We start from the raw sequence: 18,470 nt of genomic DNA on the forward strand, positions 1-18,470 counted from the left end.
TCATGGGCTAGCCCGCCCGCCGGTCCAGTTCGGCCAGGATCTCCGGGCCGAGCTGCGTGACGTCGCCGGCGCCCATGGTCACCAGCAGGTCGCCGGGTTCGACCAGATCCGCCGCGAGCTTCGCCGCGACGTCGAACGCGGGCTGGTAGTGCACGGGGACACCGGAGATCTGGTCGGCGATGAGCGCGCCGCTCACCCCGGGCTCCGGCTTCTCGCGCGCCCCGAAGACGTCCAGCACGACGACCTCGTCGGCCAGCGACAGCGCGGCCGCGAACTCCTTCGAGAACGCCTTGGTGCGCGAGTACAGATGCGGCTGGAAGACCACGACGACCCGGCCCGAACCCGCGGCCGTCCGCACCGCGCGCAGCTGCGCGTCGACCTCGGTCGGGTGGTGCGCGTAGTCGTCGTACACGCGGACGTCGCCCGCGCGACCCTTGAACTCGAACCGCCGCCGGACGCCGCCGAACGCGGCGAGCCCCTCGGCGAGTCCTTCGACCGGCGCGCCGAGCTCGATCCCGGCCAGCAGCGCGGCGATCGCGTTCAGCGCCATATGCTCACCCGGCACCGCGACCCGGAGGACGATCTCCTCGCCCTGCACCGAGATCCGGACGACGCCGCCGTCCGGCGCGGGGGCGTAGTCGAGCACCTTCGCGTCGTCGGCGCCGGTGACCGAACGTCCGTAGCGGCGGACACGGATGCCCTGCTCCGACGCCCTCGCTCCCAGCTCCGAGGCGCCCTCGTCGTCACCGCAGACGATGAGCAGCCCGCCCGGCACGATCCGGCCGAGGAAGTCGCTGAACACCGAGACGTACGCCTCGGCCGTGCCGTGGTGGTCCAGGTGGTCCGGCTCGACGTTGGTCACCACGGCGACCGACGGCGAGTACGCCAGGAACGACCCGTCGCTCTCGTCGGCCTCGGCGACGAAGACCCCGCCCTCGCCGTGGTGCGCGTTCGCGCCCGACTCGTTGAGGTCGCCGCCGATGGCGAACGACGGATCGAGACGGCACTGCTGCAGCGCGACGGTCAGCATCGACGTCGTCGACGTCTTGCCGTGCGTCCCTGCGATGCAGGCGACGCGGTGCCCCTCCATCAGCCCGGCCAGCGCCTGCGCGCGGTGCAGCACGGTGATCCCACGTTCCCGCGCGGCCCTCAGTTCCGGGTTGTCGTCCTTGATCGCGGTCGACACGATCACCGAGGACGGCCCCTCGGGGAAGGCGTCGAGGTTCTCGGCGCGCTGGCCGACGGCGATCTCGGCGCCCTGGGCACGCAGCGAGAGGAACGCGCGCGACTCCTTGGCGTCGGAGCCGGACACCTGGGCACCGCGGGCGAGCAGGATACGGGCGATGCCGCTCATCCCGGCGCCGCCGATCCCGATCAGGTGGGCACGCGTCAGCGTGTCGGGGAGTTGATCAGGCACCTGCGGCCTCCAGCACGATCTTGGCAAGGGTCTCGTCGGCCTCGCGGTGACCGAGGCCGACCGCGGCCGCGCTCATCTTCGCGACCCGGTCGGCGTCGGACACCAGCGGGATCACCAGCTCCGCGACCTTGGCGGGGGTGAGGTCGGCGTCGTCGACCATCAGCCCGGCACCGGCGTCGACCGCGGGCCGGGCGTTGACCGCCTGTTCGCCGTTGCCGTAGGGCAGCGGGACGAACACCGCGGGCAGGCCGACCGCGGACACCTCGGCGACGGTCATCGCGCCGGAGCGGCACAGCACCGCGTCGGCGGCGGCGTACGCGAGGTCCATGCGCTCCAGGTACGGCACCGGGACGTACGCGGGCCGCCCGGGGAACTCCTGGACGACCAGGGTGTTCTTCGGCCCGTGGGCGTGCAGGACGCCGACACCGGCGTCCGCGAACTCCTTGGCCGCGCCGGCGACGGCGCCGTTGATCGACACCGCGCCCTGCGAGCCGCCGAAGACCAGCAGCGTCGGGGCGTCGGGGTCGAGCCCGAAGTGCTCGCGGGCTTCGGCGCGCAGCGCGGCCCGGTCGAGCGAGGTGATGGAGCGGCGCAGCGGGATGCCGATGACCTCGGCCTTCGCCAGCGGCGTCCCCGGGACGGCGACGGCGACGCGGACGGCGAACCGCGCGCCGACCTTGTTCGCCAGGCCCGGCTTCTCGTTGGCTTCGTGCACCACGATCGGCGTGCGGCCGCGCGCGGCGAGGTACGCCGGAAGCGCGACATAGCCGCCGAAGCCGACGACGACGTCCGCGCCGACCCGGTCCAGGACCTCACGGGTGCGCTTGACCGAGTCACGGACCTTCAGCGGCATCTTCAGCAGCTCGGGCGTCGGCTTGCGTGGCATCGGCACCGGCGGGATCAGCTCCAGCGGGTAGCCCCGCGCCGGGACGAGCGTGTTCTCCAGTCCGCGCTGGGTCCCCAGCGCGACCACCTTCGCGTCGGGACGCAGGCGCATCACCGCGTCGGCGAGGGCGAGTGCCGGTTCGATATGCCCGGCGGTCCCACCGCCGGCGACCACGACCACCGGCGCTTTGCCGGCGACCTCGCCTGAAGCGCCACCTCTGACGGGGTTGTTCACCTATGACCTCTCCGGTTTGCGGTACCCCGTTTCGCGGTACCGCGGTTCACCGCCGTTCGCGCGGCCGTCCTCCTGCCGGGCTCCCGTACCGAACGGCGCCGCTCCTGTGCGGGCGAAGGCCTCGCCGTCCTCGGCGCGGGCCTCGCCGCCTTGGCGGCGCCTCCCCTGGCCGCGCCGCCCTTGCGCTTGGCTGGCGGGCGGTACGGCTCGGGCGCGGGAAGCCTCAGCAGGCGTCCGAATTTACCTGGCCCCTGCGAGCGCAGTGCGGCCACCGCCTCCGGTTCGTGCCGGGCGGCGTTGGCCAGGATCCCCATGATGAGCATGGTGATCACCAGCGACGTCCCGCCGTAGGAGATCAACGGCAGCGTGACCCCGGTGACCGGCAGCAGGCCGACGACGTAGCCGATGTTGATCCCGGCCTGCGCGACCAGGAACACGGTCAGCGTGCCCGCCACGATGCGGATCCACGGGTCGAGGTTGCGGGTGGCGATCCGCAGGCCGACGACGGCGACCCCGGCGAACAGCCCGAGCACCACCGCGCAGCCGATGAAGCCGAGTTCCTCGCCGATCAGGGCGAAGATGAAGTCGTTCTGCACGTTGGGCAGGTAGCCCCAGTTGGACTGGCCCTGGCCGAGGCCCTTGCCGAGGAACCCGCCGTCGGCGAGCGCGAGTTTCGCCTGGTTGGCCTGGAAGCCGTCCGCGCTGGTGTCCGGGTCGCCGGAGACGAACGACATGACCCGCGCCAGCCGGTACGGGGCGATGATGGCCAGCACCAGGATCCCGGCCAGGCCACCCGCGAGGATGACGCCGAACAGCCGTTTCGGCGCGCCCGCGAACCACAGCAGGGCCATCAGCACGACCGCGAGGGTGATCGTGCCGCCGAGGTCGGGCTGCATCATGACCAGCGCGAACATCAGCAGCGCGATCGGCACGACCGGCACGAGCAGATGGCGCCACTGGTTGATGATGTTGTACTTGATCACCAGGATGTGCGCGCCCCAGAAGGCCAGCGCGACCTTCGCCGCCTCGACCGGCTGGAAGGCGAACCCGCCGAGCCGGAACCAGCCCTGCGAGCCGTTGACCTCGGAGCCGAGCGGGGTCAGCACCAGCACGAGCAGCCCGAGGCACACCACCGTCGCCGTCGCCGACAACCGCCGGACGCGTTCCAGCGGCACCCGCAGCCCGATCCAGAACACCACCGCGCCGATCGCGACGAACATGAGGTGCTTGCTGAACTGGGCGTACACGCCGGTGCCGGTCTTGGGGTTGTACGAGGCGACCGAAGACGCGGACAGCACCATCACGATGCCGATCACGGTCAGCACGCCGGTGAGCGCCAGGACCAGGTGGAACGAAGCCAGCGGCCGGGAAAGCCAGGCCGTCAGCGCGGTGCGGAAGGCGACGAACGGGCTTTCCTTGCGTTCACGCCGTTTGCGCTGCGCGGGCTCGCGTTTTCTTTCCTCAACCGCCGTCACTGGTCTCCCCCGCACCGTCGCGCAGGACACGGACCGCGCTCGCGAACGCGTCGCCGCGTGCGCCGTAGCTCGAGTACATGTCCAACGACGCCGCGGCGGGGGCCAGCAGCACCACATCTCCAGGGCGCGCCAGGGCGCGGGCCGCCTTCACCGCCGCAGTCATGGTGTCATCGTCACCCGAAGGGAGGCTGTTCACCGGGACATCCGGCGCGTGTCGCGCGACAGCGGCGGCGATCACGGGTGAATCCACGCCGAACAGCACGACTCCGCGCAGCCTTCCGGCGATCGAGCCGACGAGTTCGTCCACGGAAGCGCCCTTGAGCTGGCCGCCGGCGATCCAGACGACGTTCAGATGCGCGCGCAGCGATCCGCTCGCCGCGTGCGGGTTGGTCGCCTTGGAGTCGTTGATGTAGCGGACGCCGTCGATCTCGCCGATCTCCTCGGCCCGGTGCGGGGCGGGCCGGTACTCGCGCAGGCCCTTGGCGACGTCCTCGCCGGTGACGCCGTACGCGCGGGCCAGCGCCGCCGCGGCGAGCGCGTTGGAGACGTTGTGCGGGCCGGCGGGACGCACGTCGGCCAGCGTGCCGAGTTCGTCGGCGCTGGTCGCCGGATCGGCCACGAAGGCGCGATCGACCAGCAGGTCTTCCACGATCCCGAGTTCGCCGGGGCGCGGGGTGTCCATCCCGAAGGCGACGCGGCGGGCGTCGGCGGGCGCGTGTTCGTCGGCGAGGCGGGCGGACCACTCTTCGTGGAGGTTGTGCACGACGGTGCGGGAGTGGGTGTGGACCCGGCCCTTCGCGGCCGCGTACTCCTCCATCGAGCCGTGCCAGTCGAGGTGGTCCTCGGCCAGGTTCAGCACCACCGACGCGAGCGGGGCCAGCGTCGACGACCAGTGCAGCTGGAAGCTCGACAGCTCCACGGCGAGCACCTCGTGCCCGGCGCGCACCGCGTCGAGTACCGCGAAACCGACATTTCCGCAGGCCACGGCGTCCACCCCGGCGGAACGCAGGATCGACTCCAGCATCCCGACCGTGGTCGTCTTGCCGTTGGTGCCGGTGATCGCGAGCCACACCGGCGGCTTGTCGCGCAGCTGTCCGACGCGCCACGCCAGCTCGACGTCGCCGATCACCTCGACACCGGCTTCGGCCGCCGCCACCAGCAGCGGCGACGTCGGCTTCCAGCCGGGGCTGGTGACGACCAGCTCGACGTCTCCGGGCGGCTCGGTCAGGCCCGGCACCAGGTCGGCGCCGAGCCCTTCGAGCTCCGCCAGCCGCTCGGCGTTGCCGTCGGTGACGGTGACCCGCGCGCCCAGGTCCTTCAGGACCGGGACGATGGACTTGCCGGTGACCCCGGCACCGGCGACGAGGACGTGACGCCCGGCCAGCTCCACCGCTTAACCCCCGAGACCGAGCTGCTCGCTGTAGAACAGGCCGAGACCGAACATGCAGCAGATGGCCGAAAGCAGCCAGAAGCGGATGATGACGGTGGTTTCGGCCCAGCCCGCGAGCTCGAAGTGGTGATGGAACGGCGCCATCCGGAACAGCCGCCGCCTGGTCGTGCGGAACACGGCGATCTGCGCGACCACCGAGATCATCTCGACCATGAACAGACCGCCGATGACGATGGCGAGCAGTTCGGTGCGGGTGGTCATCGACAGCCCGGCGACGAGGCCACCGAGGGCCAGCGAACCGGTGTCACCCATGAAGATCTTCGCCGGGGCGGCGTTCCACCACAGGAAGCCGACACAGGCGCCGGTCGCCGCGGCGGCCACCACGGCCAGGTCCAGCGGGTCGCGGACGTCGTAGCAGGCGGCCTGCGGGGTGACCGCGCACGAGAGGCGGGTCTGCCAGAAGGCGATGACGACGTAGGTCGCCAGCACCATCGCCGCGGTGCCGCCGGCGAGCCCCTGGAGGCCGTCGGTGAAGTTCACCGCGTTCGACCAGCCCGAGATGACGATGTAGCAGAAGATCACGAAGAACACCGACGGGAAGGTGATCAGCGCGAGGTCCCGCACGTAGGACAGGCTTTCCGACGCCGGGGTCAGCCCGCGCTCGTCGGCGAACTGCAGCGCCAGGATCGCGAAGGCGATCGTGACCACGAGCTGGCCGACCAGTTTCGCGGTCTTGTTCAGCCCGAGGTTGCGCTGCTTGCGGATCTTGATGAAGTCGTCGAGGAACCCGACGAGCCCGAGGCCGACGGCCAGCAGGAGGACCAGCAGCCCCGAGGCGGACGGGCCGCCGGTGCCGTTGCCGCCGCTGAGCGCGCTGATCAGATGCGCCACGAAATACCCGACGACCATCGCGACGATGATCGCGACACCACCCATCGTCGGGGTACCGCGTTTGGATTTGTGTCCCTGCGGTCCTTCCTCCCGGATCTCCTGGCCGAAGCCCTGCCGGGAGAACACCCGGATCAGATAGGGAGTGAGGAGGATGGAGACCAGCAGGCCCGCCGCGGCCGCGATCAGGATGCTGATCACGCGTCACCACCGTTCGAGCGTTCGTGAGAGGGGGAAGGGGCTACTACAGGGGATTCAGCGTCGGTTACGGGAGCGGCGAGCACGGCATCGGCCACCCGCCACAGAGCGGCGGCCTTGGACGCCTTCACCAGCACCACGTCTCCCGCGCGGAGCTGATCATGCAGCAGGGCGATGGCGGCGTCGACGTCGGGTACCAGTACCGACTCCTCGCCCCAGGAACCCTCGTGCTGGGCGCCCTGATGGGCGGCCGCGGCGGCCTGGCCGATGACCACGAGCTTGTCGATGTTGAGCCGGACGACGAGCCTGCCCATGCCGTCGTGCGCCTCGACCGAGTTCTCGCCGAGGTCGCCCATCACGCCGAGCACGGCCCAGGAGCGGCGGTTCGCGCTCATCGACGCGAGCGCCTTGAGCGCGGCCCGCATCGACTCGGGGCTGGCGTTGAAGGAGTCGTTGAGGACCGTGACGCCATCGGCCCGCGTGGTGACCTCCATGCGGCGTTCGGAGCGCCGTTCGAGGCCCGACAGGCGGGCGGCGACCTCTTCGACCGTCGAGCCCATCTCCAGGGCCACCGCGGCCGCGCTGAGCGCGTTGCCGACCTGGTGCTCGCCGTAGAGCGGCAGCTTCACCGGCGCTTCGCCGTCCGGGGTGACCAGGCGGAACGACGCGCGCGCTTCCCCGTCGAGGGTGATGTCGGCGGCGCGGACCTGCGCGGACTCGCTCTCGCCGACGAACACCACGCGGGCCTTCGTCCGGCTCGCCATGGCCGCGACGTACGGGTCGTCGAGGTTCAGGACCGCGACACCGCCGTCCTCCGCGCTCGGCAGCGCCTCGACGAGTTCGCCCTTGCCCTTGGCGATGCCCTCGCGGGAGCCGAACTCGCCGACGTGCGCGGTGCCGACGTTGAGCACGACCCCGATCCGCGGCGGCGCGATGGCCGCCAGCTCGGCGATGTGGCCGGGTCCGCGGGCGGAGAGCTCCAGCACGAGCTGCCGCGTCGAGTCGTCGGCCCGCAGCGCCGTCCAGGGGTGGCCCAGCTCGTTGTTGAACGAGCCCGGCGGCGCCACCGTCGGGCCGAGCGGCTCCAGCAGCTGGGCGATGATGTCCTTGGTCGAGGTCTTGCCCGCCGAACCGGTGACCCCGACGACGGTCAGATGGTCACCCGCGAGCTTCTGGATGACGTGCCGGGCGAGCTTGGCCAGCGCGGCCAGCACCGCGGCGCCCGCGCCGTCCTTGTCCGAGACCAGCGCGAACGCCCGCTCGTGCCCCTCGCCGGCCGCCAGCGGCGGCACGATCACGGCCGGTGCGTCGACCTCGCGGGCCGCGAGCACCGCGACGGCGCCCGCCTCGACGGCCCGCGCGGCGAAGTGGTGGCCGTCGACCTTCGCGCCGGGCAGCGCGATGAACAGACCGCCGGGAGTGACCTCACGGGTGTCGAATTCGACGCTTCCGGTGACCTCGGCGGTCCCGTCGGTCCGATGCAGCCGCCCGCCGACGATGGCGGCGATCTCGGCCAGGCTGAGCACGATCACACTGTCTCCAGACGTCTGCGGATGGCTGCGGCCAGCTCTTCGGCGTCGGAGAACGGGTGCACGACACCCTGGACCTCCTGGCCGGTCTCGTGGCCCTTGCCCGCGATGAGCACGATGTCGCCGGGCTGGGCCAGCTCGACCGCGTGGACGATGGCTTCCCGGCGGTCGGCGATCTCGATGATCTCGCCACCCAGGGCCGGCCCGGCGTTGCGGGCACCGGCCAGCATCGCCGCCCGGATCGCGGCCGGATCCTCCGACCGCGGGTTGTCGTCGGTCACGATCAGGACCTCGCTGCGGCGGACCGCCGCCTCGCCCATGACCGGGCGCTTGGCGGTGTCGCGGTCCCCGCCGCAGCCGAGGACGGTGATGATCCGGCCCTCGGTGCGGGCACGCAGCGCGTCGAGCCCCTGCGCGACCGCGGCGGGTTTGTGCGCGTAGTCGACCACCGCGGTGAACGGCTGGCCGAGGTAGACCCGCTCCATCCGGCCTGGCACCTCGACCGCGGCGAGCCCGTCGGCGATGGCGTCGAGCGGGACACCGGCGGTGTTGAGGATCGCGGCCGCGAGCACGGCGTTGGCCACGTTGAACTCACCCGGCAGCGGGATCTTGGCCGCGGCGGTGAGGCCCTCGGGACCGTGCAGGGTGAAGGTCTGCTCGCCGGCCGGGGTGGGGCTGAGGTCGGTGGCGCGCCACAGCGCGTCCGTCCCCGGCTCGGTGGACACGGTCACCGTGTGCGGGGTGAGGAGTGCCTGGCCCCAGGCGCTGTCGACGACGACCACCTCGGCGGTGGACCGGCCGTCGAACAGCAGCGACTTGGCGGCGAAGTACTCCTCCATGTCCTTGTGGAAGTCCAGGTGGTCCTGGGAAAGGTTGGTGAAGGCCCCGACCGCGAAACGCGTGCCGTTGACCCGGCCCAGCGACAGCGCGTGGCTGGAGACCTCCATCGGGACGTGCGTGACGCCGCGTTCCACCATCACCGCCAGGAGCGCCTGCAGATCCGGCGCCTCGGGGGTGGTGAACCCGCTGGCGAGGCGCTCGCCCGCGATCCGGGTCTCGACCGTGCCGATCAGCCCGGTGGTGAGCCCGGCGGCCTTGAGCCCGGCGTCGACCAGGTACGACGTCGTGGTCTTGCCGGACGTCCCGGTGATGCCGAGGACGGACAGCTCCAGCGACGGCTCCCCGTAGATCCAGGCGGCGATCTCGCCGAGGGCGGCCCGCGGGTCGGGGTGCACCAGGATCGGCACGCCGGCGTCGCGGAGCACCGGACGCTCGGCACCGGCCTCGTCGGTGAGCACGGCGGCCGCGCCGGCCGCGATGGCCTGGTCGCTGAAGTCCGCGCCGTGGGCACGGGCGCCGGGAAGCGCGGCGAAGAGGTCACCGGGGAGGACGTGCTGGGCGCGGAGCGTGCTGCCCGTGACCGTCAGCTCGGCCGCGGCCGGGTAGTCGTCGCCACCCACCACGAGCCGGGCGCCCGCCCTGGCGAGCAGCGTGCCCAGCGGCATCGGCTCGATCCTGGCCGGACGAGGGGGTGCGGCGACGGCCTTGACCGGGCTGTCCGGGACCTGGGCAGCCGTCGCGCCGGACCCGCTTTCGACGGCGGGACCGCTGCGGGGATCTGAAGTAGGCACCGACACAGCCAAGGAGGTTACCGGCGCGGCATTCGGGTGACTGAAGCGGTGCGGGGTGTGAGCGCGGCGATCATGCTCGTGGTAATGGGTTTCGCGGGCTCCCCTTGGCACACAAGGGCTTCCGACTGTCGCTTGAGGACTTCGGACCCCGCCGGACCGGCATTTCCGGACGGCGCCCGGCGCGCAGACCCGTTCACGCACAGCGACGACTACGGTCCGGCGCGGTGCCCGATGAAGCGAAAGCCACTTTCGCAACGTTCAAGGTTGCGAAAGTGGCTTTCGCAACGCGGGTACCGAGGCCGCTCGACCGGCGTGCCCGGAGCCGGAACTCACGTGCCCGGGGCCGTAACTGGCGTGATTGAAGCCGTAACTCGCGTGTCTCCGTGCGCATGACCGAGTTACGCCTTCAAGCACGCGAGTTACGCCTTCGATCACGCGAGTTCCGGCTCCAGACACGCGTGTTACGTCAGGAAAGCACCAGCGGCACCTGAGGCGACGGACCGTCCGACAGCGGGATCTGGAACCGCTGCGCCAGGTATGCGGCCACCGAGTGGAACAGCGGCGCGGCCGAGAGTCCTTGCTGCAGGGTCGCGTCCGGCGCGTCGAGGCGGATGCCGACCACGAAACGCGGGTTGTCGGCGGGCAGGATCCCGGCGAAGGTGATGTTGTACAGGTGGTTGCTGTACGTCTTCGTCTGCGGGTCGACCTGCTGGCCGGTGCCCGTCTTGCCCGAGATCTGGTAGCCCTCCAGCGCCGCCTTCGGCCCGGTGCCGCTCTGCTGCCCGCGGCCCTTCTGCGTCACCGCGCGCATCATCTCGCGTACGGTCTTCGCCGCCTGCGGGCTGATGACCTGCACGGTCTTCGGCGCCGGCTCCGGGACGAGGGTCCCGTCCGGGTTGACCTTCGCCTTGACCACCCGGGGTTCCACCCGCAGCCCGTCGTTCGCGATGGCCTGGTACATCCCCGCCATCTGCACGACCGTCATCGAAAGGCCTTGCCCGATCGGCAGGTTTCCGAAGGTCGTGGCCGACCACTGGTTGCGCGGCGGCACGACACCCGGGCTCTCACCGGGGAGGCCGAGCCCCGTCCGCTGGCCGAGACCGAACTTCTTCAGCAGATCCGCGTACCGGTCCTCGCCGAGTTTCTGCGCCAGCAACAGGGTGCCGACGTTCGACGACTTCGCGAAGATGCCGGTGGTGGTGAACTGCTGGGTGCCGTGGTGCCAGGCGTCCTTGACGATCTTGTCCGCGACCTGCAACGAACCCGGCACCGGCAGGGAGGCCTCCGGCGTGGTGATACCCGCGTCGATCGCGCCCGCGGCGGTGACGATCTTGTTCACCGAGCCGGGTTCGAACGGCGTGGTCACCGCACGGTTGTTCAGGTTCTCCGTCTCGCTGCGCGAAGCGGGGTCGTTGAGGTTGACGGTCTTGTCGTTGGCCAGCGCGTAGACCTCGCCGGTCTTCGAGTCCAGGATGACCGCCTGGCCGCCCTTGGCCTTCGACTTGGCGACGTACTCGCTCAGCTGCCGCTGCAGTTCGTACTGCAGGTCGGTGTCGATCGTGAGCTGCAGATCCGAACCGGGGACGGCGTTCTGGATGTCCCGTTCGGTACCCGGGATGACGAGGTTGTCGTTGCCGTTCCGGGTGTTGACGATCTTGCGGCCCGGCGTTCCGGCGAGGTCGTTGTCCCGCGAGGCTTCGAGACCGTAGCCACCGTGCAGGTTGTGCTTGGACACGTCCTTGTCGTCGGTGCGCCAGTTCGCGTAGCCGACGATGTTCGCGCCGACCGAGTCACCGGGATACTCGCGCTTCGAGCGCTTCTCGACGCTGATCCACGGGTATTCCTTGACGATCGCCTCGGCGACCGACGGTTCGATGTCGTGGACGAGGTAGGTGAAGCCGTCCGGCTTGTGGAACTTGTCCAGCAGTTCCTGCTCGGTGATCACCCCGGGCAGCTTGGCCGCGATCAGTTTCGCCGCGCCCGCCACCTCGGACTCGAAGTTCTTGCCCTTGGCCGGGTTCTTCGCGGCGAAGTCGTCCATCGTCTTGTGGAGCCAGTTCAGGCTCACCGCGAGCGTCCGCACTTCGACGCTGAACGCGATCTTCGTCCCGTTGCGGTCCAGGATGGAGCCGCGCTGCGCGGGACTTTCGATCACCGACGTCCGCTGCCGTTCCGCCGCCTCGGACAGCGCGCCGGCCTCGAACCACTGCACCTGCACCAGTTTGAGGCCGGCGAGCACCATCACGACGATCAGCAGGATCCGGACGCCGGTGAACCGGCTCCGGTTCCCGCCGTTGCCCCGGCGGGCGGTGGCACGGCGGGTCCCGGCGGCGTAGGTCCGCCGCGCGCTCCCCGCCGACCGGGCCCTGGCCTGCGCCGGGCGGCCGGGTGACATCACTGACCTCCCTGCGCCGGGGCCGTGTTCTCCTGGGGCACCGCGGGCTGGTCGCCCTCGTACGGCGTGCCCTGCTGCGTGCCCTCGGCGGGCGGGGGCGCCGTCGATTCGGCCGGGGCGGCGGGCGCCTCGGCTTCGGCCTTCTTCGGCTCACCGACCACAGTGGACTGTCCATCCGGGCCGACCACGATATGCGCGGGGTCGCCGCCGGGCACCATGCCCAGTTCCCTGGCCTTGGGCGCCAGCGAAGCGGGCGACTCGGCCTTCGCGACCTCGCGCTGCAGCCGCTCCTTCGCCTCGGCGAGCCCGGCGTTGGTCGTGCGGAGTTGTTCTAGCCGGTACGAATCGGCGATGGCCTGCGTGGTCAGCCACAGCGTGCACGCCACGCCGACGGCCAGCATGCCCATCATCATCAGCACGAACGACGCACGCGAACGCGGCCAGCGCAGCTTGAGCTTCTTCTTCGGCTCTTCCTTGCCCGCGCCGCCTTCCGCGTCGGGACGGTTGCGCTGCTGGTCTCGCTGCAGCAGGTCGGCGCGCTGGGCACGGCGGGCGTAGGCACGCTCGGCCGCCGACGTCCGGCCGCGGGAGGCGCGGGACGTCGTGGTCTCGGTGGTGTCGGGTGCCTGGTCGGCCGTGGCGGTCGCACGGGCACGCCGTCCGGGCGGCGGTGTCCGGCGGCCGCGGGACTTCGCGGGAGCGGTCATCGTGCTCGGTCTCCGATCCGTTCGGCGGCCCGTAGCCGCACGGAGGCGGCCCGCGTGTTCTGTTCGGTCTCCGCCTCGCCGGCCTTCTCGGCCCCTCTGGTGAGCAGTTTCAGTTCCGGGCCGTGGCCCGGCAGTTCCACCGGAAGCCCTTCCGGCGTCCGGGATTTCGCCAGTTCCGCGAAGGCCTGCTTGACCAGCCTGTCTTCGAGGGACTGATAGGACTCCACGACGATGCGGCCGCCGACGGCGAGACAGGACAGCGCCCTCGGCATCGCGCGCCGCAGCACCTCCAGTTCGCCGTTGACCTCGATCCGCAGCGCCTGGAAGGTGCGCTTCGCCGGATGCCCGCCGGTGCGCCTGCTCGCCGCGGGGACCGCGTCGTACAGCAGTTCCACCAGCCGCCCGCTGCGCGTGAAGGGTTCCTTCTCCCGTTCCGCCACAACGGCTTTGACGATCCGCTGGGCGAAGCGTTCCTCGCCGTAGTCGCGCAGGATCCGGATCAGCTCACCGGGGGCGTAGGTGTTGAGCACGTCGGCCGCGGTGAATCCGGTGGTCGGATCCATCCGCATGTCGAGCGGGGAGTCCTTGGAATAGGCGAAACCGCGCTCGGCACGGTCGAGCTGCATCGAGGAGACCCCGAGGTCGAACAGGATTCCGTCCACTCTGGACAGTCCGAGGCCCGCCAGCGCGGACGGCATCTCGTCGTAGACGGCGTGCACGAAGTCGACACGATCACCGTGCCGCGCAAGCCGTTTCGCGGAGAGTTCCAGCGCGTTGGGGTCACGGTCGAGGGCGACCAGGCGCAGCGAGGGGAACGCGGTGAGCAGCGCGTCGGAATGACCGCCGAGCCCGACGGTCGCGTCGACCAGCACGGCCTCGCGGTCGGAGAAGACCGGCGCGAACAGTTCGACGATGCGCTCCAGCAGCACCGGGACGTGCTCGTGTTCGTCTGCCATGTCTTCCCCCCTTTCCTGTAGTGCCGGGGAAGATGCCGGATGCCGTCAGGTCCCTGTCCGCCCGCCTGCTGACCTGGTACCGGGGAAGGTGTACCAGGGCCACTGAGCGGACAGAGGCCTCACGGCATCCGTGTGGACGGTTCCCGGCGTGCCCGAAGCGTGAACCCGCGCCCCCCGACGGCGTGGGTGCTTCCTCGGCCACGTCTAGAAGACGCCCGGCAGAACTTCCTCTCGAGCCTTCGCGTAGCTGTCCTCGTGTTCGTCCAGGTAGCCCTGCCACGCTTGGGCGTCCCAGATCTCCAGCCTGGTGATCGCCCCGATCACCACGCACTCCTTGTTCAGCCCGGCGTAGCGCCGGAGCTCGGACGCGATCGCGATACGTCCTTGCCCGTCCGGGCGTTGTTCGTCCGTCCCGGCGAAGAGATAACGCTGATAGGCCCGGACCGCCTCGTTCGTGAACGGGGCGTCGGCGACCTTCCTCGCCATCTGCTCGAACTCGGCCCGGGGAAAGACGAAGAGACAGTGGTCCTGTCCCTTGGTGACCATCAGCCCACCGGCGAGCGCGTCGCGGAACTTCGCGGGCAGCGTGAGCCGCCCCTTGTCATCCAGTTTCGGGGTGTGGGTGCCGAGGAACACCGGCTCCACCTCCCTACCGATCCTGGCTGCGAACAACCAAGCCCGGCCACGGGGCTCCCTTCTGCCCCACTGCGCACCACCGTACCCCACTTTTCACCACAGTCAACGCGGCAAAAGCCGCGACCACTCCGTCGTGTCAGGCGTTTTCGCTGGTCAGCCAGGTGGGGCCTGGTGGGGGCTCGGTGGGGGACGGTGGCCAAGATCCCCCTGGGCGGGTATCGAAGCAACCTCATCCATGCCTGACACGTCCGGATATCGGCCGCCGGAACCCTGCTGTGGGGCGATGTGGGGGTGAAAGTGGGGAATCCGGTGGGGGCGGGTGGGGAGAACTCAGGACACTGTGGAGGGTGACGTCGGGTCATCCCATGACCCGTGTCGACAAAGGACTCCCGTCCCTCGTGGGTGACGAGGACGACCGGTGCCGTCCGCCCAGACACGAGTGTCGTCCGTCTGATCACAAGTGCCGTCCTCGTGAGTGGCGTTTCGGGTTAGAACACGAATCGCCACTCACGACGCCGGCGCTCACCGGCACCTAGCGGTCCGGGTCCAGCAGCGAAGCCAGCCGCGCGGCCAGCCGGGGACCGTCCACAGGGGACACGTTCACCCACGCCTGCCCGCCGCGCCCCTCGGTCCGCGCCGCGCAGTACGCGCCGACGTCGGTGTCGAACCAGGTCAGCCCGCCTGCCCGGTGCGCCCGGCCGTCGCGGTCGCGGGTCCGCACGGTGAACTGGCCCGCGCTGTAGACCGGCCGCGCCTGGATCGCGAGCACCTCGCGCAGCTGACTGTCCGAAGCCGACGATCGCCCGCCGTCGCCGAACACCGGATCCTCCAGGGCGTCGCCGAACCGCGCCGCGGGCAGGCTGATGCCGTAACCGGGACCGGGCCGCAGTTCCGGCAGGACGTCGACGATCGCGGCGAACACCTCGCCGTCGCCGATCCCGGAGAGCGCGATGGTCTGCTCGGGCTGTGTGGCCAGCACACCGTGCCGCCCCCGCGCGGCCGCGACCGCGCGGAACGGGGATTGAGCCGTCATGTCGGCCAGCGCCTCGCATTCGACGTAGACCTCGGCTCGCGCGAGCAGGTCCAGCCGTGCTTCCAGGGCGGCGTCGAGCCGGTCCCCGTCATAAAGGCCTCGTTCGGCGAGGTTTTCGTAGACCGCGTCGCGGATCTCGGCGCGTTCCGCTTCCGTGACGCCGACGCTGCGCACGGACAGCGGCCACGGCGGGGCCGCGTGTCCCAGATCGGACCAGAGGACGTCGAACGCCGACGCGGAAACGCGGATCAAGACCGCCCCAGCTCGGGCGGCTTCCCGAAGGAGACCCGCGGGGTCAGCGAACGCAGGGAGGCATCGCGGGTGTTCATGACGTCGACGGCCTTGCGGCGGGCCTCTTCGGCTTCCGCGTGCTTGGCCTCCATCTCGTCGGCGAGCGCGGCGAGGAGCGCGAGGTTCCCGCCCGCCGCGGCGCCGCGGATCATCGCGCCCGGGTCGTAGTCCACCGGCGGCGGCATGTCGGCACGGGCCCGCGCCGCCGCCTCGGCTTGCCCGGACACGGCCTTCCCAAGGGAGGACGAGAGGTCGGCTGACCAGGCCAGCCAGCCGGACGCGGTGGTCAGCACCCCGCGGAGCGCGTCGCCCGCTTCCCCGCGCCAGTTCTCTTCGCTGCTGCCGACCAGCCCGGCCAGTTCGGCCGTCGCGTCCTGCATGCGCCGCGCGAGCGCGTCCCAGCCGGCGCCGATACCGCCCGCGGCCTCGGGGTCGTTGCCCGCTTCGACCTCGGCTGCCAGCGCTTCGTGGCTGTACGCCTCGTATCGCGTGGCCGCGACCGGGACCTCGCGACCCGGCGTCTCTCCTTCAGGCACTGTTTCTCCTAAGGCAGTTTGGGTTCGGCCAATCCCGCCACCGTCACCGCGCGCTCGCAGGCGAGCGGGGTGTCGGTGAAGTTCGTGTTGCTCACGTCGATCTGGACGCTCGCCTTCTCCCCCATGCCGAGCAGGACCGCGCAGGTCCCGTCGGCGGCCTTCTTGTCGGCGACCTTGAGCGCGTCCCGGCCGCCGACCTTGGTCCTGGTGGCGGTCTTGCGCGCGACCTCGAGATCGGCCAAGCCGTTCTTCTCGTCCACGGTGATGGTGACGCCGAAGGTCGCGGGCACCGTCCAGTCGCAGGCGCGGGCGCCGTTGATCTCCTTCGCCACGCCGAGCACGGTGATCCCCGCGGTCGACCGGTCGTTCGGGTCGAGCAGCGAGCATGGATCCACGCCGCGATCCGGCGCGGCCGCCGAAGACGAAGGCGCGGGAGCCGGGCCGTCGGCGGCCGGAATCCGCGCCTGCCCGGCGGCTCCTTGCCCGCAGGCGGACACCGCGAGGACGCCGAGGAGACCGAGCGCGACAAGGCGGGATTTCACCGGGTCAGCCGCCGACACAGTCCACGTCCGCCGCCGCTTGTTCATCCTGTCGGGTGTACTTCGCCAGCGCCTTCTCGATCCGGTTCTTGAGCGCCTCGAGTTCCTTGCCGAACGCGGTGAGCGCCTCGACCGCGGAGCCTTCGGCGCCGATCCCGTACTGCGCCATGAACTTGCCGACCTCGTCCGCGTATCCCCCGCCGAGGGGAACCGTGCGGCCGAGTACCTTGGCCTCGCGGACCATCTGGCCGACCACGTCCTGCAGGGCGGAGATCTTCACGTGGGCGTCGGCGGCCAGCGCCGCCGCGACCGCGAACCCGCTCAGATCGAACCGGGGTTTGGCGGTGCTCACCTCGCTCATATGCGATTACGCCTCTCCGTAGTCGAGCGACCTCGCACCGGAGCATACGACAAAACAAGGCGTCAGCGGGAGCACCCGAAAACGCGCTCACCTCACCCGATCGAGGTAAGGTCTCTGGTTGCACAGAGTCATCGACTGGGGTTGGCGGGGTTCCCCCCACGAGTTCGCCCGAGTTTGACACACTTCGTGGGAGGCTGACCGCTACCCGGGGGACTGCTCGGGCCTTGAAAGCTGACCTTCAGCAGGATCCAGCGGACATCCAGCCACGCGGCATCAGGAGGTCGAGTGACGTCGAGAATCCAGTCTGCGACGCCTGGCGAACACCAGGGCGAGCAGGCAACCGGGCAAGCGCCGTACCCCACGGACGCCGGCTCGGTCAGCGGTCGGCAGAACGGCCGAGAGGCCAGAGCGTCGCTGGACGAACTGCACGAGACCGCGCGGCGGATCGCCGCCAACGTGGAGCGGGTACTGGTCGGCAAACCCGACGTCATCCGCATCGCGCTCGTGACCCTGCTCGCCGAAGGCCACCTCCTCGTCGAAGACGTCCCCGGGGTCGGCAAGACCTCGCTGGCGAAGGCGCTGGCCCGCTCGATCGACTGCACCGTCAGCCGGATCCAGTTCACCCCCGACCTGTTGCCCAGCGACGTCACCGGGGTGTCCATCTACAACCGGCAGAGCGGCGAGTTCGAATTCCGCCCCGGCCCGGTGTTCGCGAACATCGTGGTCGGCGACGAGATCAACCGCGCCTCGCCGAAGACGCAGTCGGCCCTGCTCGAATGCATGGAAGAGCACCAGGTCACCGTCGACACCTCGACGTACCACCTCGAAGAGCCGTTCATGGTGATCGCCACCCAGAACCCCATCGAGATGGAGGGCACCTACGCGCTGCCCGAGGCCCAGCGGGACCGGTTCACCGCGCGGGTGTCCATCGGCTACCCCGACCAGCAGGCCGAGCTGGCCATGGTCGACGAACACGCCGGGCACAACCCGCTGGCCGATCTCGAACCCGTCTCCGACCGCGAGTCGGTGCAGCGGCTGATCGAGACGGTGCGCTCGGTGCACATGTCGCCGGAGATCCGCCGGTACGCCGTCGACCTGGTGGCCGCGACCCGCCAGATGCCGGAGATCCGCCTCGGCGCCTCGCCGCGCGCGACCCTGCAACTCGTCCGCGCCGCCCGCGCGCAGGCCGCGCTGTCCGGCCGCGAGTTCGTCGTCCCGGACGACCTGCACACGGTCGCGGTCCCGGTGCTGGCCCACCGCATGGTGCTCACCACCGAGGCGCACGCCGCCCGCCGGTCGGCCACCGACGTGGTCCGCGCGATCCTGCACCGCGTTCCCGTTCCGCAGGGCTCGAACCGCTGACACACG

Annotated in this window: 16 protein-coding genes; 1 reads left to right on the forward strand and 15 read right to left on the reverse strand. The window is 70.8% G+C overall.

Annotated elements, in window-relative coordinates; genetic code table 11:
- Positions 1–7: 7 nt before the first annotated feature.
- The 15 genes from murC to DMC61_RS09010 all read right to left on the reverse strand — a co-directional run bounded on the left by murC (position 8) and on the right by DMC61_RS09010 (position 17,102).
- A complete protein-coding gene (gene murC, locus DMC61_RS08940; RefSeq protein ID WP_125688366.1) occupies positions 8–1,417 on the reverse strand; it encodes a UDP-N-acetylmuramate--L-alanine ligase in 1,410 nt (469 codons plus the stop codon).
- Positions 1,410–2,537, reverse strand: a complete 1,128-nt coding sequence (gene murG, locus DMC61_RS08945; RefSeq protein ID WP_125688368.1) for an undecaprenyldiphospho-muramoylpentapeptide beta-N-acetylglucosaminyltransferase — start codon at positions 2,535–2,537, stop codon at positions 1,410–1,412. The genes murC and murG overlap by 8 nt, the downstream gene beginning before the upstream one ends.
- The gene (gene ftsW, locus DMC61_RS08950; RefSeq protein WP_016332675.1) at positions 2,534–4,012 is read right to left on the reverse strand and encodes a putative lipid II flippase FtsW; all 1,479 of its coding nucleotides are present in this window, start codon (positions 4,010–4,012) and stop codon (positions 2,534–2,536) included. The genes murG and ftsW overlap by 4 nt, the downstream gene beginning before the upstream one ends.
- Entirely contained in the window at positions 3,999–5,402 is a 1,404-nt protein-coding gene (murD, locus tag DMC61_RS08955; protein WP_125688370.1) for a UDP-N-acetylmuramoyl-L-alanine--D-glutamate ligase, read from the reverse strand. Before murD ends, ftsW begins: the two co-directional genes overlap by 14 nt.
- A gap of 3 nt (positions 5,403–5,405) precedes the next feature.
- Entirely contained in the window at positions 5,406–6,491 is a 1,086-nt protein-coding gene (gene mraY / locus DMC61_RS08960) for a phospho-N-acetylmuramoyl-pentapeptide-transferase (protein ID WP_125688372.1), read from the reverse strand.
- Complete coding sequence (murF, locus tag DMC61_RS08965) at positions 6,488–8,020, reverse strand: UDP-N-acetylmuramoyl-tripeptide--D-alanyl-D-alanine ligase (RefSeq protein WP_125688374.1); 1,533 nt, start codon at positions 8,018–8,020, stop codon at positions 6,488–6,490. Before murF ends, mraY begins: the two co-directional genes overlap by 4 nt.
- A complete protein-coding gene (locus DMC61_RS08970; RefSeq protein WP_125688461.1) occupies positions 8,017–9,522 on the reverse strand; it encodes a UDP-N-acetylmuramoyl-L-alanyl-D-glutamate--2,6-diaminopimelate ligase in 1,506 nt (501 codons plus the stop codon). The genes murF and DMC61_RS08970 overlap by 4 nt, the downstream gene beginning before the upstream one ends.
- A gap of 592 nt (positions 9,523–10,114) precedes the next feature.
- A complete protein-coding gene (locus DMC61_RS08975) occupies positions 10,115–12,043 on the reverse strand; it encodes a penicillin-binding protein 2 (RefSeq protein WP_125688376.1) in 1,929 nt (642 codons plus the stop codon).
- Entirely contained in the window at positions 12,043–12,750 is a 708-nt protein-coding gene (locus DMC61_RS08980; protein WP_125688378.1) for a hypothetical protein, read from the reverse strand. Before DMC61_RS08980 ends, DMC61_RS08975 begins: the two co-directional genes overlap by 1 nt.
- Complete coding sequence (rsmH, locus tag DMC61_RS08985; protein ID WP_125688379.1) at positions 12,747–13,706, reverse strand: 16S rRNA (cytosine(1402)-N(4))-methyltransferase RsmH; 960 nt, start codon at positions 13,704–13,706, stop codon at positions 12,747–12,749. Before rsmH ends, DMC61_RS08980 begins: the two co-directional genes overlap by 4 nt.
- Positions 13,707–13,910: 204 nt before the next feature.
- Complete coding sequence (gene mraZ / locus DMC61_RS08990; protein ID WP_005156436.1) at positions 13,911–14,342, reverse strand: division/cell wall cluster transcriptional repressor MraZ; 432 nt, start codon at positions 14,340–14,342, stop codon at positions 13,911–13,913.
- Positions 14,343–14,874: 532 nt separating this feature from the next.
- The gene (locus DMC61_RS08995; protein WP_125688381.1) at positions 14,875–15,627 is read right to left on the reverse strand and encodes an ESX secretion-associated protein EspG; all 753 of its coding nucleotides are present in this window, start codon (positions 15,625–15,627) and stop codon (positions 14,875–14,877) included.
- A complete protein-coding gene (locus DMC61_RS09000; protein WP_125688383.1) occupies positions 15,624–16,202 on the reverse strand; it encodes a PPE domain-containing protein in 579 nt (192 codons plus the stop codon). The genes DMC61_RS08995 and DMC61_RS09000 overlap by 4 nt, the downstream gene beginning before the upstream one ends.
- 8 nt (positions 16,203–16,210) lie before the next feature.
- Positions 16,211–16,744 carry a DUF3558 family protein gene (locus DMC61_RS09005; protein WP_370456394.1) on the reverse strand — a complete coding sequence of 178 codons (534 nt, stop codon included), beginning with the start codon at positions 16,742–16,744 and terminating at the stop codon, positions 16,211–16,213.
- A gap of 4 nt (positions 16,745–16,748) precedes the next feature.
- On the reverse strand, positions 16,749–17,102 hold the full coding sequence (locus tag DMC61_RS09010; RefSeq protein WP_125688385.1) for a hypothetical protein: 354 nt from the start codon (positions 17,100–17,102) through the stop codon (positions 16,749–16,751).
- Between the two features lie 285 nt (positions 17,103–17,387).
- Between DMC61_RS09010 and DMC61_RS09015 the strand changes: the two genes are divergently transcribed.
- Entirely contained in the window at positions 17,388–18,464 is a 1,077-nt protein-coding gene (locus DMC61_RS09015; RefSeq protein WP_016332662.1) for a MoxR family ATPase, read from the forward strand.
- The last annotated feature ends 6 nt before the right edge of the window (positions 18,465–18,470 follow it).

This window comes from Amycolatopsis sp. WAC 04169 (assembly GCF_003947535.1).
Classification (GTDB): domain Bacteria; phylum Actinomycetota; class Actinomycetes; order Mycobacteriales; family Pseudonocardiaceae; genus Amycolatopsis; species Amycolatopsis keratiniphila.

What these genes read in the sequence shown, in the direction of transcription:
- DMC61_RS08970 (WP_125688461.1), bottom strand. Translation starts at nt 9,522, where the DNA reads ATGCCGCTGGGCACGCTGCTCGCCAGGGCGGGCGCCCGGCTCGTGGTG.
- DMC61_RS08975 (WP_125688376.1), bottom strand. Translation starts at nt 12,043, where the DNA reads ATGTCACCCGGCCGCCCGGCGCAGGCCAGGGCCCGGTCGGCGGGGAGC.
- DMC61_RS08980 (WP_125688378.1), bottom strand. Translation starts at nt 12,750, where the DNA reads ATGACCGCTCCCGCGAAGTCCCGCGGCCGCCGGACACCGCCGCCCGGA.
- rsmH (WP_125688379.1), bottom strand. Translation starts at nt 13,706, where the DNA reads ATGGCAGACGAACACGAGCACGTCCCGGTGCTGCTGGAGCGCATCGTC.
- DMC61_RS09010 (WP_125688385.1), bottom strand. Translation starts at nt 17,102, where the DNA reads ATGAGCGAGGTGAGCACCGCCAAACCCCGGTTCGATCTGAGCGGGTTC.